This window comes from Streptomyces sp. 2114.4, assembly GCF_900187385.1.
GTDB classification, from domain to species: domain Bacteria; phylum Actinomycetota; class Actinomycetes; order Streptomycetales; family Streptomycetaceae; genus Streptomyces; species Streptomyces mooreae.
In genome coordinates, this window is sequence record NZ_FYEY01000001.1 from 2,072,394 (window position 1) to 2,087,522 (window position 15,129).

15 protein-coding genes are annotated in these 15,129 nt (G+C 69.7%); 6 read left to right on the plus strand and 9 right to left on the minus strand.

Going from position 1 to position 15,129, the window contains the following annotated elements; all coding sequences use genetic code 11:
- Positions 1–25: 25 nt before the first annotated feature.
- The 4 genes from CFW40_RS09020 to coxB form a co-directional block, all read right to left on the minus strand.
- Positions 26–1,300 (minus strand): Ig-like domain-containing protein, encoded by a 1,275-nt coding sequence (locus CFW40_RS09020; RefSeq protein WP_176956546.1) that lies wholly within the window; start codon positions 1,298–1,300, stop codon positions 26–28.
- 134 nt (positions 1,301–1,434) lie between these two features.
- On the minus strand, positions 1,435–1,833 hold the full coding sequence (locus CFW40_RS09025; protein ID WP_086717028.1) for a cytochrome c oxidase subunit 4: 399 nt from the start codon (positions 1,831–1,833) through the stop codon (positions 1,435–1,437).
- Positions 1,830–3,566: a cytochrome c oxidase subunit I gene (gene ctaD / locus CFW40_RS09030; protein ID WP_088797297.1), complete on the minus strand. Its 1,737-nt coding sequence runs from the start codon at positions 3,564–3,566 to the stop codon at positions 1,830–1,832. Before ctaD ends, CFW40_RS09025 begins: the two co-directional genes overlap by 4 nt.
- Positions 3,563–4,525 (minus strand): cytochrome c oxidase subunit II, encoded by a 963-nt coding sequence (gene coxB / locus CFW40_RS09035; RefSeq protein WP_176956545.1) that lies wholly within the window; start codon positions 4,523–4,525, stop codon positions 3,563–3,565. Before coxB ends, ctaD begins: the two co-directional genes overlap by 4 nt.
- Positions 4,526–4,955: 430 nt before the next feature.
- On the opposite strand from coxB, the gene CFW40_RS09040 reads away from it, so the two are divergent.
- Entirely contained in the window at positions 4,956–6,389 is a 1,434-nt protein-coding gene (locus CFW40_RS09040; protein ID WP_088797299.1) for a cysteine desulfurase/sulfurtransferase TusA family protein, read from the plus strand.
- A gap of 11 nt (positions 6,390–6,400) precedes the next feature.
- On the opposite strand, the gene CFW40_RS09045 is transcribed toward CFW40_RS09040, so the two are convergent.
- Positions 6,401–7,375: a carbohydrate kinase family protein gene (locus CFW40_RS09045; RefSeq protein WP_088797300.1), complete on the minus strand. Its 975-nt coding sequence runs from the start codon at positions 7,373–7,375 to the stop codon at positions 6,401–6,403.
- Positions 7,376–7,534: 159 nt separating this feature from the next.
- Here CFW40_RS09045 and CFW40_RS09050 point away from each other — a divergent pair, with 159 nt between their 5' ends.
- Positions 7,535–7,762, plus strand: a complete 228-nt coding sequence (locus CFW40_RS09050; protein WP_088797301.1) for a hypothetical protein — start codon at positions 7,535–7,537, stop codon at positions 7,760–7,762.
- A 126-nt stretch (positions 7,763–7,888) separates the two neighbouring features.
- Complete coding sequence (locus tag CFW40_RS09055) at positions 7,889–9,412, plus strand: hypothetical protein (RefSeq protein WP_088797302.1); 1,524 nt, start codon at positions 7,889–7,891, stop codon at positions 9,410–9,412.
- A 215-nt stretch (positions 9,413–9,627) separates the two neighbouring features.
- On the opposite strand, the gene erpA is transcribed toward CFW40_RS09055, so the two are convergent.
- On the minus strand, positions 9,628–9,981 hold the full coding sequence (gene erpA, locus CFW40_RS09060; protein WP_006606077.1) for an iron-sulfur cluster insertion protein ErpA: 354 nt from the start codon (positions 9,979–9,981) through the stop codon (positions 9,628–9,630).
- A 371-nt stretch (positions 9,982–10,352) separates the two neighbouring features.
- Here erpA and nadA point away from each other — a divergent pair, with 371 nt between their 5' ends.
- Positions 10,353–11,552, plus strand: a complete 1,200-nt coding sequence (nadA, locus tag CFW40_RS09065; protein WP_088797303.1) for a quinolinate synthase NadA — start codon at positions 10,353–10,355, stop codon at positions 11,550–11,552.
- 239 nt (positions 11,553–11,791) lie between these two features.
- Here the strand turns inward: nadA and CFW40_RS09070 are convergent, their stop codons facing one another.
- A complete protein-coding gene (locus CFW40_RS09070; protein ID WP_088797304.1) occupies positions 11,792–12,238 on the minus strand; it encodes a hypothetical protein in 447 nt (148 codons plus the stop codon).
- Positions 12,239–12,381: 143 nt separating this feature from the next.
- Positions 12,382–12,819: a hypothetical protein gene (locus CFW40_RS09075; protein WP_176956544.1), complete on the minus strand. Its 438-nt coding sequence runs from the start codon at positions 12,817–12,819 to the stop codon at positions 12,382–12,384.
- Between the two features lie 77 nt (positions 12,820–12,896).
- On the opposite strand from CFW40_RS09075, the gene CFW40_RS09080 reads away from it, so the two are divergent.
- Both CFW40_RS09080 and CFW40_RS09085 read left to right on the plus strand, forming a co-directional pair.
- Positions 12,897–13,742, plus strand: a complete 846-nt coding sequence (locus tag CFW40_RS09080) for a helix-turn-helix transcriptional regulator (protein WP_088797305.1) — start codon at positions 12,897–12,899, stop codon at positions 13,740–13,742.
- A complete protein-coding gene (locus CFW40_RS09085; RefSeq protein WP_088797306.1) occupies positions 13,721–13,924 on the plus strand; it encodes a DUF397 domain-containing protein in 204 nt (67 codons plus the stop codon). Before CFW40_RS09080 ends, CFW40_RS09085 begins: the two co-directional genes overlap by 22 nt.
- A gap of 45 nt (positions 13,925–13,969) precedes the next feature.
- On the opposite strand, the gene CFW40_RS09090 is transcribed toward CFW40_RS09085, so the two are convergent.
- Positions 13,970–15,055, minus strand: a complete 1,086-nt coding sequence (locus CFW40_RS09090) for a methyltransferase domain-containing protein (protein WP_088797307.1) — start codon at positions 15,053–15,055, stop codon at positions 13,970–13,972.
- Positions 15,056–15,129 lie beyond the last annotated feature (74 nt).

Below are 15,129 nucleotides of genomic sequence, written 5' to 3' on the forward strand. Positions count from 1 at the left end.
CCGCCCCAAAGCCCGCCGGGCGGTGTCAGAACTTGGGGCGCAGCCGGGCGTTGTCCGCGGGGTCCTGGACGCGCCCGGCGGCTCCCGTGGTGGTGTCGGCCTTGTTCTTGAGCGCGCTGCCCTCGCGCCATTCCTGCCAGGGCATGTTCCAGTCACCGAAGCCGTTGTCGAACGGCGTCATGGTGTCGCCGCTGCTGTTGACGACCTTGACGATGTCACCGATGCGCACATGGTTGAAGAACCACTGGGCGTTGCTGGTGGACATGCCCGTACAGCCGTGGCTGACGTTCGCCGCGCCCTGCGATCCGACGGACCAGGGTGCGGCGTGGACGTACTCCCCGCTCCAGGTCACCCGGGTGGCCCAGTGGACCGGCAGGTCGTAGGAGTCCCCGCTGCCGGCGGCGATGCCGACCGTCGAGCTGCGCATCCGTACGAAGCTCTCCTTGCCCAGGACGACCTTGACACCGTTGCGGGTGGAGAAGCCGGGCTTGCCGGTGGTGACGGGGATGGTGTTGATCGACTCACCGTTGCGCAGCACCGTCATCCGGTGGGCCGCCGCGTCGGTGATGGCCTCCACGCGGTCGCCGGTGGTGAGCTTCACGGGCTTGGACGGGCCGCCGTAGAGCCCCTTGGCGACCTTCAGGCCCGCCAGGTTGCTGTGCACCGAGATGGTGGCGTGCGCGGGCCAGTACTCCTTGGGGCGGAAGTGCAGCTTCTTGTCGTCCACCCAGTGCCAGGAGCCCTGCACCCGCGGCATGGAGTCGACCTTCAGGGCGCTCTCGACGACGGCCCGCGCCTGGGGGTCCTTGACCGGCTGGCTCAGCTCGGCGGTGACCGGCTGGCCGACGCCGTACTCCCCCTCCTTCGGGCCGAAGGTGGCGGTCAACTGGCCGTCGGCGCCGCGGGTGTTGACCACGAGCGTCTTACGGCCGGGTGAACCGTCCTCCTCCTCGGTGCTCACCCGCACCGTGTAGCGGCTGCCGGCGGCCAGCGGCGCCGTGGTGCGCCAGTGCCTGCCGTCGGCGCTCAGCTCGCCGCGTACGAAGCGTCCTGTGGTGTCGGTGGCGGTCACATCGGTGATCCGCGCGTCGTCGCCCTTGACGGACACCTCGAGCGGCTTGTCGGGGTCCGCTTTCTGGGTGCCGCCCGGGGGGTTGGCCGTGATCTGGCCGGCCGCGTCGTAGGGAGTGCCGGAGAGCGCTTCCGAATCCGAGCCCCCGCACGCGGTGGCGCTCACCGCAAGGGGCACGAGCAGGAGGCCGCAGCTCAGCACCGTCCGGGTTCGAGGTCTGTGACTCATGCCCCAAAAATATGAAGAATCACCTGTCCCAGCGCGCTGGAGGAGTGCAAACGGGTCTGCTCCCGGCCGCCAAACGAGGCGGGCCCGGACACCTGTTGAGGTGTCCGGGCCCGCCGTGGCGTCCTGCGCCGTGGTTACTGCGTGCGGTTCTCGCCGCGGTAGTACTCGAAGACCCAGCCGAAGAGGCCGACGAGGATCACCGGAGCCGAGAAGTACATCAGCCACCAGCCGAAGACCACGCCCAGGAAGGCGAGCGCGCCACCGACGGCCAGGGACAGCGGCTGCCAGCTGTGCGGGCTGAAGAAGCCCAGCTCACCGGCGTCGTCCGAGACCTCGGCGTTCTCGTTGTCCTGGGCACCCGCGTCGACCCGCCGGGCCGTGAAGGCCAGGTAGTAGCCCACCATGATGCACAGGCCGAAGGCGAGGAACAGTGCGGTGGTACCCGCGGGCTCCTTCGACCAGACGCCATAGACGATCGCCATGGCGAGGACGAAGACGGAGAGCCAGATGAACATCTTGCCCTGGATCTTCACTTGCCCGCCTCCTTGCCGCCGGCGAGGGCCTTGTCATCCTCGGAGGCGCGGCCGTTGTGCAGCGCGTCGAGGGCTGCGATCTCCGGGTGGTGCAGGTCGAACGCCGGGGATTCGGAGCGAATGCGCGGCAGGGTGAGGAAGTTGTGCCGCGGCGGCGGGCAGGACGTCGCCCACTCCAGCGAGCGGCCGTAGCCCCACGGGTCGTCGACCTCGATCTTCTCGCCGTACTTCGCCGTCTTCCAGACGTTGTAGAGGAACGGCAGGATCGACAGGCCCAGCAGGAACGAGCTGATCGTCGAGATGGTGTTCAGCGTCGTGTAGCCGTCGGCCGCGAGGTAGTCCGCGTAACGCCGCGGCATGCCCTCGGCGCCCAGCCAGTGCTGGACGAGGAAGGTGCCGTGGAAGCCCACGAACAGCGTCCAGAAGGTGATCTTGCCCAGCCGCTCGTCCAGCATCTTGCCGGTGAACTTCGGCCACCAGAAGTGGAAGCCGGCGAACATCGCGAAGACGACCGTGCCGAACACCACGTAGTGGAAGTGCGCCACCACGAAGTACGAGTCCGAGACGTGGAAGTCCATCGGCGGCGACGCCAGGATGACACCGGTCAGACCACCGAAGGTGAAGGTGATCAGGAAGCCGATCGTCCACAGCATCGGCGTCTCGAAGGACAGCGAGCCCTTCCACATCGTGCCGATCCAGTTGAAGAACTTCACACCGGTCGGCACCGCGATCAGGAACGTCATGAACGAGAAGAACGGCAACAGCACACCGCCCGTCACATACATGTGGTGCGCCCACACCGTGACCGACAGACCGGCAATCGACACCGTCGCCGCAATCAGACCCATGTAACCGAACATCGGCTTCCGGGAGAACACCGGAATGACCTCGGAAATGATCCCGAAGAACGGCAAGGCGATGATGTACACCTCTGGATGGCCGAAGAACCAGAAGAGATGCTGCCAGAGCAATGCCCCGCCATTTGCGGCATCGAAGACATGCGCCCCGAATTTACGGTCCGCCTCCAGCGCGAACAGCGCCGCCGCCAGCACCGGGAAGGCCAGCAGGACCAGCACACCGGTCAGCAGCACATTCCAGGTGAAGATCGGCATCCGGAACATCGTCATGCCGGGAGCCCGCATGCAGATGATCGTCGTGATGAAGTTGACCGAACCGAGGATCGTGCCGAAGCCCGAGAAGGCCAGACCCATGATCCACATGTCCGCGCCGACGCCCGGCGAACGCACCGCGTCCGAGAGCGGCGAGTACGCGAACCAGCCGAAGTCCGCCGCACCCTGCGGGGTGAGGAAGCCGGCCACCGCGATCAGCGAGCCGAAGAGGTACAGCCAGTAGGCGAACATGTTCAGCCGCGGGAACGCCACGTCGGGCGCGCCGATCTGCAGCGGCATGATCCAGTTCGCGAAGCCGGCGAACAGCGGCGTCGCGAACATCAGCAGCATGATCGTGCCGTGCATCGTGAACGCCTGGTTGAACTGCTCGTTCGACATGATCTGCGTGCCGGGACGGGCGAGCTCGGCGCGCATCAGCAGCGCCATCAGTCCGCCGACGCAGAAGAACGCGAACGACGTGACCAGGTACATCGTGCCGATGGTCTTGTGGTCAGTGGTCGTCAGCCACTTCACCACGGCGATGCCGGGTTGCTTCTTGCGTACGGGCGGTGCTGCCGGAGCCGTATCGGCGGCGGCACCCTGAGGTTCGTTGAGGATGCTCACTGGTTCTTGGTCTCCGCATTCCTGGCGTGATCCGTCTGCTTGATGCCCGACGGCAGGTATCCGGTCTGGCCCTTCTTCGCCAGGTCCTTCAGGTGTTCCCGGTAACGCTCGGGGGAGACGACCTTGACGTTGAAGAGCATCCGGGAGTGGTCGACTCCGCAGAGCTCGGCGCACTTGCCCATGAAGGTGCCCTCCTTGTTGGGGGTCACCTCGAAGACGTTGGTGTGGCCCGGGATGACGTCCTGCTTCATCAGGAAGGGCACCACCCAGAAGGAGTGGATGACGTCACGGGAGGTCAGCACGAACTGGACGGTCTCGCCCTTCGGCAGCCACAGGGTCGGGCCCGGGTTGCCGGTCTGCGGGTTGCGCTCGCCCGGGGTGCCCGCGTCGTAGACGCCGTCGGCACCGGCCGGAGCGCCCTTCTTCCACTTGGGCGGGACCGCGTCCAGAGCGGGGGAGTTGATGTTCGAGGTGGACTTCTTGCCGTCCACGTTCTCGAGGTAGTTGAACGCCCAGCTCCACTGGAAGCCGACCACGTTGACGATGTGGTCGGGCTTCTTGGAGGTCTTGAGGATTGCGCTCTCATCACGCGCGGTGAAGTAGAACAGCACCGCGATGATGATGAACGGGACGATCGTGTACAACGCCTCGATCGGCATGTTGTACCGCGTCTGCGGGGGGACCTCCACCTTGGACCTGCTGCGGCGGTGGAAGATCACGCTCCAGATGATCAGGCCCCAGACCAGCACGCCCGTTGCGAGGGCGGCGGCCCAGGAGCCCTGCCAAAGAGAGAGGATCCGCGGCGCCTCGTCGGTGACGGGCGTTGGCATGCCGAGGCGGGGGAAGTCCTTATATGTGCAACCAGTCGCGGTCGCCAGGACCAGGCCCGCAGCAAGCACCTGCGGCAGCTTCCGCCGCATCGGGCGCCGCGACGAGCGGTCGGAGCCGTTGGGACTCACGTAGCGCCTTCCCGAGAGTCTCGCCCGCGCGGTCGGCTGCGGCCTTACTCGCTGGTCGGTCGCCGCCCTGCGTCGGGCAGGGGTTTGGATGTTTATGCGGGCCAAACCTTACTGGACGCTATTTGGGGTCGCGCGGGGAGGGTGCCCAACGCGCCGCGGCGCACCCCTAAGGGGTGGCCAGGGCTTCCGGGAGGCGCCCGCCGGGCCCCCGGATTCCCGCCGAATACCCGCTTCCACCAGGCATCTGACGCCGTGCCCGGACGGACTCCGGCACCGCTGGCCGGGGCCTTCCCCGGAGTGTCCCCCTGGGCTTTCCCCTGGACGCCGACCGGGGCGCTCCCGCCCGCCGGCCGCCCCCGGGAGCCGCGCGGCGCCGCACGGCGGGGCCGGGCCGTCCCCGGTCGCGAGCGGGAGGACTAACGTCTCGTACGTGCCCTATTTCGACGCGGCGTCGGCCGCCCCCCTGCATCCGGTCGCCCGCGAGGCCCTGCTCGCCTCGCTCGACGAGGGCTGGGCCGACCCGGCCCGCCTCTACCGGGAGGGGCGGCGCGCCCGGCTGCTGCTGGACGCCGCCCGGGAGGCCGCGGCCGAGGCCGTGGGCTGTCGCCCCGACGAATTGGTTTTCACCCCTTCGGGGACGCAGGCGGTGCACACGGGAATCTCCGGGGCGCTGGCGGCCCGCCGGCGGGCCGGCCGACGGCTGCTGTACTCCGCCGTGGAGCACTCCTGTGTCCTGCACGCCGCCGAGGTCCACGAGGCAGCCGGCGGCAGCCGCACGGAGCTGGCCGTCGACCGTACCGGCCGGGTGGCACCCGGCGAGGTGGCCGCCGCGCTCGGCCCGGACACCGCGCTGGTCGCTCTGCAGTCCGCCAACCACGAGGTGGGAACCGCACAGCCGGTCGAGGAGGTGGCCGCGCTCTGCCGGGAGGCGGCCGTCCCCCTCCTGGTGGACGCCGCGCAGTCACTGCCGTGGGGGCCGGTGCCCGGCGCCTGGTCGCTGCTGACGGCGAGTGCCCACAAATGGGGCGGGCCGCCCGGCGTGGGGCTGCTCGCGGTCCGCAAGGGGACCCGGTTCGCGCCCCAGGGGCCGCGGGACGAGCGGGAGTCGGGCCGCAGCGCGGGCTTCGAGAACATCCCCGCCGTCGTGGCCGCGGCGGCGTCCCTGCGGGCGCTGCGCGCGGGGACGGAGACCGGGGACGAGGCGGCGCGGCTGCGGCGACTGGTGGACCGGATCAGGACACGGGTGCCTCAGCTGGTCCCGGACGTGGAGGTGGTCGGCGATCCGGTGCGCCGCCTCCCCCATCTCGTCACCTTCTCCTGTCTCTATGTCGACGGAGAGGCCCTGCTGCACGAGCTCGACCGGGCGGGCTTCTCGGTGTCGTCCGGGTCGTCGTGCACGTCCAGCACCCTGACGCCGAGCCATGTGCTGCGGGCGATGGGCGTGCTGTCCGAGGGGAATGTACGGGTCTCGCTGCCGTACGGCACGGCCGAGGCGGACGTGGAGCGCTTCTTGGAGGTGCTGCCGCGGGTGGTGCGCGCGGTGCGGGAGCGGCTGGGCGTCCCGGCGGCGGGGGCCGGGGAAGCCGCGGAGGCCGCCGCGCCCGGGGATGCCTCCGAGCCCGCCGAAGCCGCCGAGCCCGCCGGGCTGGTCGTCGACTCGCTGGGCAAGCGCTGCCCCGTCCCGGTCATCGAGCTGGCGAAGGTGATCGGCGAGGTCCCGGTCGGCGGGACGGTGACGGTGCTCTCCGACGACGAGGCCGCCCGGCAGGACATCCCCGCCTGGTGCACCATGCGCGACCAGGAGTACGTGGGCGAGCGGGCGGCCGAGCGCGGCGCCGCGTACGTCGTGCGGCGCCGCGCCTGAAACCGGGCAGATCAGGCCAGGTGCTGCTGGACCTCGGCCGCGGCCTCGTGGCCGTAGGCCTTGGTGAAGCGGTCCATGAAGTGGCTGCGGTGCAGCTCGTACTCCTGGGTGCCGACGGTCTCGATGACCAGCGTCGCCAGCATGCAGCCGACCTGGGCGGCGCGCTCCAGGCCGACGCCCCAGGCCAGACCGGACAGGAAACCGGCCCGGAAGGCGTCGCCGACGCCGGTGGGGTCGGCCTTGGCATTCTCCTCCGGGACGCCGACCTCGATGGTGGGCTCGCCGACCCGCTCGATGCGGACTCCGTTGGCGCCGAGGGTGGTGACGCGGGTGCCGACCTTGGCCAGGATCTCCTCGTCACTCCAGCCGGTCTTGGATTCGATCAGGCCCTTCTCGTACTCGTTGGAGAAGAGGTAGGCCGCGTCCGCCAGGAGGGTGCGGATGGCGTCGCCGTCCATCCGGGCGATCTGCTGGGAGAAGTCGGCGCCGAAGGGGATACCGCGGCTGCGGCACTCCTCGGTGTGCCGGATCATCGCCTCGGGGTCGTCCGCGCCGATCACGACGAGGTCCAGGCCGCCGACCCGCTCGGCCACGTGCTGCAGCTCGATCAGCCGGGCCTCGCTCATCGCGCCGGTGTAGAAGGAGCCGATCTGGTTGTGGTCGGCGTCGGTGGTGCACACGAAGCGCGCGGTGTGCAGCACCTCGGAGATGCGGACGGAGCGGGTGTCGACGCCGTGGCGGTCGAGCCAGGCGCGGTACTCCTCGAAGTCGTTGCCGGCGGCACCGACCAGGATCGGCTCGGTGCCGAGCTGGCCCATGCCGAAGCAGATGTTGGCGGCGACGCCGCCGCGGCGGACGTCGAGCTGGTCGACCAGGAACGAGAGGGAGACCGTATGCAGCTGGTCGGCGACCAACTGATCGGCGAAACGGCCGGGGAAGGTCATCAGGTGGTCGGTGGCGATGGAGCCGGTGACTGCGATACGCACGACGGGTCTGCTCCTGCGGAAGGCGTAGGGGCGGGCTGACGTGGAGCCACGCTACCCGCCGGGGTCGCGTGCCACCCGGTCATCCCGGACACTTGGAATGGCTGAAACTACCCAATAGTAGGTCTTTCTCGTCGCTATATGGCTGCGTACGGTGCCCCTATGACCAAACCTGTGAAAGCCGTCACACCGCGTGAGGGCGTCTCGCCCACCGCGCAGGACCCCGAATCGCTCGACGAGCTGCGCGGCGACTGCGCACGGATGGCGGACCGGTGGCCGACCGGACGGCGGTCCGCGCCCGCGCCGGGGCGCGCCGCGGATCTGCACGGCGTCGAGGTTCCCTCCCGCTCGGCCGCACTCGTGGACGGAATGTCCGAGTACGGCGACTGAAATGTCCGGGTACGGCGGCTGACCGGCCGCCCGGCCGGAACCGTATCCACCCCCGCTCCGTCCCATCGACGTCACCTCACGGAGGATGGCACGTCAGATGTTCAGCGGAGCCGAAGGAGCGATGCGGTGAACACCGAGGGCACCACCGACACCCCGAGCCCCAAGGAGCGCAGGCGGCGCACCCCCATGGTGGTCGCCTCGATGGCCGCGGCGGTACTTCTCGCCGGGGGCGGCGCGGCGTACTGGGTCTCGTCCGCGTCCAGCAGCGAGGGCGCGGGTTCAGCGGCCAAGGGCGACCCGCCACCGCTGGCGCTCGACGGCTACACCGGCGGCGGTTCGATCGCGGCCGGCGAGCCCAATCCCCAGGGCGCGAAGTACCGGGCGGTGAAGAAGCTGCCCGGCGGTCCGGCGTCCGCGCCGGTGTATCGCCCCAAGGGCGAGATCAGCCGCGAGTCGGTGGAACGGCTGGCGAAGGCGCTGGACGTGTCCGGAAAGGTGCGCTCGGAGGGCACCTCCTGGAAGGTCGGCGGGCTGACGCGGGACGCCCGCAGCCCCGTCCTGGAGGTGAAGAAGTCCGGCTCGGGCGCCTGGACGTACTCGCAGTACGGCACGCCGGGCGGCACGAACTGCGCCCTGCCCGCTTCCCCGAAGGGCGGCAAGGGCGGCCAGGACCAGGCCGACGGCGCGGCGCCGTCCGGCCGGCCCGGCTGCCCTTCGTACCGCGGCGGCGGGGACGTCACGACCGAGGACGACAGCAAGGGCGCGGTGTCGCCGGAGAAGGCCGAGAAGGCCGTGCGGCCGGTGCTGAAGGCGCTCGGCCAGGAGAACGCCCGGCTCGACGCGGGCGGGCTCTCCGGCGCGGTGCGGATCGTCAGCGCGAATCCGGTGCTCGGCGGGCTGCCGACGTACGGCTGGCAGAGCGATCTCCAGGTCGGCTCGGACGGCCAGGTCGTCGGCGGCAGCGGCCAGTTGGCGAACCCGGCCAAGGGCGCGGTCTATCCGGTGCTGAACGCCGACAGGACGCTGGACCGGCTGAACGAGGGCGAGGGCCGCACGCCGGCCGGCTGCCCCTCGACGCCCGGTGACAAGGGCGGCAAGGACGACAAGGGGGGCAAGGGCGGCGGGATAGCGCCGTGCGAGCCGGATCCGACGAAGGCGCAGCAGCCGTCGGAGGTGACCGGCGCCGTCTTCGGCCTCTCGGTGCAGTACGTGGACGGCGGGCAGGCGCTGGTGCCGTCGTGGCTGTACAAGGTGCGCCAGCCGGGCACCGGCCCCGGCCCGGACGCCACCTCGACGATCGCGCACCCGGCGGTGAACCCGAAGTACCTGGCCCACCGGGGCGGCGGGTCGCCGAGCGCGACGAAGCCGTCCGGCAAGCCCGGGGCGATGGCCCTGGAGTCGTACGACGTGGGCGACGGCGGCAAGAAGCTGACGGTGCACTTCTGGGGCGGGGTGTGCAGCACCTACTCGGTGAGCGCCGAGGAATCCGGTGCAGCCGTGAAGACCAAGGTCACCGGCAAGGACAAGAAGCCGGGCCAGGTCTGCGTGAAGATCGCCAAGGAGTTCACCAAGACCGTGACGCTGCAGAAGCCGCTGGACGGCCGGAAGGTGGTCGATGTGTCGACCGGGAAGTCCGTGCCCAAGCGGTAAGTCCGTACCCAAGCGGTGAGTCCGCGCCCGCGCGGTGAGTCCGTGCCCGAGCGGTGACCGGACGCGGTGCGGCCGGCCGCGGCGGAGGCGGGAAAACGAAAGGCGGCGCTCCCCCACTCGGGGGGGCGCCGCCTTTCGACGAGCTGCCGTGCTCCTCGGCCGGGGCCCGTACTCCTTGGCCGGAGTCCGTGCTCTTCAGCCGGAGCCCGCACTCCTCAGCTGAAGGAGTCGCCGCAGGCGCAGGAGCCGGTGGCGTTCGGGTTGTCGATCGTGAAGCCCTGCTTCTCGATGGTGTCGACGAAGTCGATGGAGGCACCGCCCAGGTAGGGGGCGCTCATCCGGTCGGTGACGACCTTGACACCGTCGAAGTCCTTGACGACATCGCCGTCGAGCGAACGCTCGTCGAAGAAGAGCTGGTAGCGCAGACCGGAGCAGCCGCCGGGCTGAACGGCCACCCGCAGCGCGAGGTCGTCCCGGCCTTCCTGCTCCAGCAGGCTCTTGACCTTCGACGCGGCCGCGTCGGACAGGATGATGCCGTCGCTGACGGTGGTCTCGTCCTGAACGCTCATCTACATCTCTCCCGGGTTGTACGGACCGCTTGTCATCGGATGCAACCAGCTGCAACCGGCGACGTCCCGGATTAATTCCGGCTGGGCGCGAATTGCCGAGAAGCCGGTTTCCGGACGCCGTCCGGATGAGCCTCTCGCCTTGTTCTCTCCTCATGCTCGCACACCGGCCGCCGGGAACACGTGGCCGACCGCACACGGCGGAGGCCGGGGGTGCTGATGCGTCACATCGACACGATGGCCATCGTCAAAGTGACGTGAAGCGGCTATGATAGATAGCGTCATATAGACGAAAAGGCTCCCGGTGGCCCCACCGGCTCCCACGGATGCGGCTGCGCCGCGCTCATCGAAGAGCTCATCGAAGAAAAGAGAGGGTGCGTGTTGTGACCACCGCCCAGCCCCTGGACGTCCAGCCGACCCCGCTGGCCCTGCTCCTCCTCGGCCGTGAGGCCGACCCGAAGAGCGAGCGCGGTGTGGAGTGCCCCGGCGATCTGCCGGCCCCGTCGGACCCCGACCTCGTCGAGCGCGCCCGCGCGGCCAAGGCGAAGCTCGGGGACAAGGTCTTCGTCCTCGGGCACCACTACCAGCGCGACGAGGTCATCGAGTTCGCCGATGTGACCGGCGACTCCTTCAAGCTCGCGCGGGACGCCGCCGCCCGGCCGGACGCCGAGTACATCGTCTTCTGCGGTGTGCACTTCATGGCGGAGTCCGCGGACATCCTCACCGGCGACGACCAGCAGGTCATCCTCCCCGACCTCGCCGCCGGCTGCTCGATGGCCGACATGGCCACCGCCGAGCAGGTCGCCGAGTGCTGGGATGTGCTCACCGAGGCAGGTATCGCCGAGCAGGTCGTCCCCGTCTCGTACATGAACTCCTCGGCCGACATCAAGGCCTTCACCGGCAAGCACGGTGGCACGATCTGTACGTCCTCCAACGCCAAGCGGGCACTGGACTGGGCGTTCGAACAGGGCGAGCCCGGTGCGACGAAGGTGCTGTTCCTGCCCGACCAGCACCTGGGCCGCAACACCGCCGTCCGCGACATGGGCCTGTCCCTGGACGACTGCGTGGTCTACAACCCGCACAAGCCGAACGGCGGCCTGACCACCGAGGAGCTGCGGGCCGCCAAGATGATCCTGTGGCGCGGGCACTGCTCGGTGCACGGGCGGTTCTCGCTGGACTCGGTGAACGATGTGCGGGAGCGCATCCCCGGCGTGAACGTCCTGGTCCACCCCGAGTGCAAGCACGAGGTCGTGGCGGCGGCGGACTACGTCGGCTCGACGGAGTACATCATCAAGGCCCTGGAGGCCGCCCCGCGCGGCTCGAAGTGGGCCATCGGCACCGAGCTCAACCTGGTCCGCCGGTTGGCCAACCGCTTCGCCGCGGAGGACAAGGAGATCGTCTTCCTCGACAAGACGGTCTGCTTCTGCTCGACGATGAACCGCATCGACCTCCCGCACCTGGTGTGGGCCCTGGAGTCGCTGGCCGCGGGGAAGGTCGTCAACCGTATTCAGGTCGACGACGAGACCGAGAGCTTTGCGAAGCTGGCTCTTGAGCGGATGCTGGCGTTGCCGTAGCGCTTGCGGTGCGGGTGCGTTTTCGGCTTTCCCGCCGTGGGGGCTTCTCGCCGTGGCGCCTGCGGCGGGCCGGGTCCGCTGCGCGGGGCTGGGGTGCGGTGACGGGCCTCCGGGGCAGGGTGTCCGGACTGCTTCGCTTTACGTCCGGACACCCTGCCCCTCCGGCCCGCCCCCTCCCGTGGGGGAGTAAGTGACGGTGGGTGGGGGCGGGCCATTGGTGCCACTTGGTGGCTGGGTGGCTACTCCAGGGTCCAGCGGACCTTGTCGCCGCCCTTGATGGCGGTGTGGCAGGGGCCCTTCTTGATCTTTTCCTCGTTCACGTACGCGTTCCACTTCTTCTTGCCCTCGGCGACGTCGCCGTGGATCTCGGTGACGACGAAATCCTGGGCTTTGGTGTCCCAGCGCGCCTTGACGCCGCCGAGGCCGTACTGTTCGTCGGCGTCGACCAGGGCCGTGAGGGGCGTGGGCGAGAGGCCGTCGGCGGCGCAGTAGAAACCGCCCAGGAGTGTGCGCGGTCCCGTGATGACGAGTCCCACGCTCGCGGTGTAGGGGCCGCCGGTGACGCCGACGCGGACCCGGACGTCTCCCGGGGAAGCGAGGGCGGGCGGTGGCACCGCGAGAGCCAGGGCGAGGCCCAGCCCGAGCGCGATGACGGGGGTGGCCCTGCGGGCCAGCGCGGACGGCACGGTTGCTCACCTTTCGTCGGTCCAGCTCCACCCGCCACGAAACCACCGGCCTCCGGGGTCGGCGAGAGATGCACCGCCAAATGCGTGCCCTGCCGCCCCGTGTGCCGCCAATTGCGTGTACCGTCCGGCCCTCAGACGGATCGTCACGGACCGCTCTGGAGATAGATCTGCTGCCGGCAGGCCCGGCAGCAGGTCCGGCCCTCGCACAATCTGGTCTCGCCGTGGTCGCACGGCTCCGGCAGGCGGTCGCCCCGGCTGACGGCGATCCGTAATACGTCCCGCAGCGCCTGGTGGAGTGCGGCGGCCGTCCGGCACAGCTCCGGGGTATCAGTGCCCCGTACGGCGGGCAGGGGCCCGGTCTCGTCCAGCAGGGCCTCGGCGGCGGCGATCAGGTCGTCCTCGGCCTGGTCGGCCAGCAGGGACAGGGGGCTGTCGGGGTTATCCGTGCTCAGGTAGCACGGGCCACCGTCCGGCCTGGTCCACGGCAGCAGCCGCGGAGGCGAACACCGTGACGGCGAACTCTCGTACATATGACTCGCTTCCTTCACATCGACCCTTCTCACTACCGTGTGTATCGCCATCGCCACACTGTGGGACATGGCCTCAACGCAGGTGTCTCGTCCGCCTGTTGAGCTGGGACGACCGAGAGCTGACGGATATGAAGTTCACGTCGAAGGAACTGACCCCGTACCTGTCCGCACGCCACTTTTTCGGAGCCGAACAGCGCCGCCACCGCGAGCGCGCGAAGCTGTCGCTGGTGCAGTTGGCGGAGATCGTCAACTTCGGCAAGAGCACACTGGCGCGCGTCGAGGCGGCGGAGCTGATGCCACCCCCGGAACTACCCGCCGCACTCGATGCGGCATTCGGCACGGAGGAGCACTTCCACGGCCTGTACCAGCTCGCGAAGAGAGAGGCGCATCCGGATCAGTACCGGCGCTTCATGGACTTCGAGGCACGTGCCGAGGTGATCGAGGTCTTTGAACCGCAGGCCGTGCCTGGGCTGTTGCAGACCATGGAGTACGCCCGCGACTCTCTGGGCTGCCAGGAGGACTTGACCAAGGAACAGGTCGAAGAGCGTGTCAACGCCCGGATGTCCCGTCAGGAGCGTCTGCACTCGGCCGCCCGGCCATACCGATGGGTGATCATCGACGAGGCTGTGCTCCGGCGGCACGCGGGCGGCAGGGAGTGCATGCACAAACAACTGGCTCGACTGCTCGAACAGGTGGATACTCCCGACAGTAAGGTGCAGGTCATGCCGTTCAGCGCGGGTCCGTACCCGCTGATGGGCGGCGCCCTGAATCTGCTGACGCTTCCCGACGGCTCCACCATGGCCTACGAAGAGGGCATCGAGGCCGCGCATCTCCACGAGGGTCCGGAAGCCGTAAAGAAGTGGCGGCGCCGGTACGAGGTGCTGCGTGCAAATGCCCTCTCGCTGGCGGAGTCGGCAGACCTGATCCGAAAGGCAATGGAGGACTACAAGCCATGCGACACACAACCGAGTTGAGCGCGGCTCGCTGGCGCAAAAGCAGCTACAGCAACACCAACGGCGGGAGCTGCGTCGAGATCGCCGAGGGCTTCCCCGGCCTGGTGCCCATACGGGACAGCAAGAACCCGCACGGACCCGCGCTCCTCATCCCCCACGCGGCCTGGGGCACCTTCGTGGAATCCCTCAAGGACCAGGACTAGAGACGCGGTTCGGGCCGTCCCGGCGCGCTGCCGGGACGGGGCCGGTCACAGCGACACGCGCTGCCCCTCGGCGGTGACGGTGATGCGGTAGCGGTCGCGGGGCGGGCTGCCCTGGGAGTGCCAGGTGCGGTAGGCGGATTCGGCCTCGTCCCACAGGCGGCGGGGGCCGTGTTGTTCGATGTCGTACGCCGTGCGGCCGGGGACGTATTCGGCGGTGGCCCATGAGGTGCGGGCGTCGTCGAAGAGCCAGTACGTGGCCTCGTCGCTGCCGTCGTCGGCGTGGCACAGCAGGGGCCAGGCGTCGCGTACCCGGAGGCCGACGGCGAAGCGGGCGTGGGAGTCGTACTCCAGTACCCGGGGGTCGAGCGTGGTCGTGGAGTGGTCGCCCTCCTCGCCGTGGTACCAGTCGCGGATGCGGCCGTAGGAGCGGCGCTGCTGGCGGGCCCACATGAAGGCCGGGCGGCCGGAGAAGCCGCCGGTGGCCCGGCCGTCGCGGACGGTCAGGGTGGCGAACGAGTAGGAGTGGAACGACGAGCCCCACGGGGTGAGGATCGTGCCGCCCGGTGCGGTCTGTTCCACCCAGGCGTAGGGGATGTCGCGGACCGTGCAGGTCGCGATGATCCGGTCGAAGGGGGCCCGCGCGGGGACGCCCGCCAGGCCGTCGCCGCACTCCGTGTGGGGGTGCAGGCCCGCCCGGGCGAGGTTGTCCCGGGCGATGTCGTGCAGGGCCTTGTCGGTCTCGATCGTGGTCGTACGGTCCCCGCCGAGGCGGTGGGCGAGCCAGGCGGCGTAGTAGCCGGTGCCGGTGCCGACCTCCAGGACCGCGTCGCCGTCCCGGACGACCGCGGCCATCGCCAGCATGAGGGAGGGCATGGAGGTCGAGCAGGTGGGGAAGGCCACCTCGCCCGCCGCGCGCCGGCCGTCGTTGTGCTGGGTGATCAGGGGCAGGTCGGCGTAGACCATCCGGCGCCACTCGGCCTCGTCCGCGGAGCGGGAGACCGTGCGGTCGGCCACCTCGAAGGTGTCCGGGACGAAGTGCGCGCGGTCGACGGCGGCGACCGTCGGGGCCCATTCCGGGGGCAACTCGCCCTTGTTGTGCAGGATTTCCACCAGCCGGCCCGGCGAGGACACGGCGCCGCCCCTACTTCTTCTTCGGCGGGTCGGTCACCGGTTTGGTCCACCGGCCGTCGGATTCCTTCGGGCTC

Excerpts from the sequence above, each read along its gene's own strand:
- CFW40_RS09050 (WP_088797301.1), top strand. The coding sequence starts at position 7,535 with ATGACCAAACCTGTGAAAGCCGTCACACCGCGTGAGGGCGTCTCGCCC.
- CFW40_RS09075 (WP_176956544.1), bottom strand. The coding sequence starts at position 12,819 with ATGGCGATACACACGGTAGTGAGAAGGGTCGATGTGAAGGAAGCGAGT.
- CFW40_RS09080 (WP_088797305.1), top strand. The coding sequence starts at position 12,897 with ATGAAGTTCACGTCGAAGGAACTGACCCCGTACCTGTCCGCACGCCAC.
- CFW40_RS09020 (WP_176956546.1), bottom strand. The coding sequence starts at position 1,300 with ATGAGTCACAGACCTCGAACCCGGACGGTGCTGAGCTGCGGCCTCCTG.
- CFW40_RS09085 (WP_088797306.1), top strand. The coding sequence starts at position 13,721 with ATGCGACACACAACCGAGTTGAGCGCGGCTCGCTGGCGCAAAAGCAGC.
- erpA (WP_006606077.1), bottom strand. The coding sequence starts at position 9,981 with ATGAGCGTTCAGGACGAGACCACCGTCAGCGACGGCATCATCCTGTCC.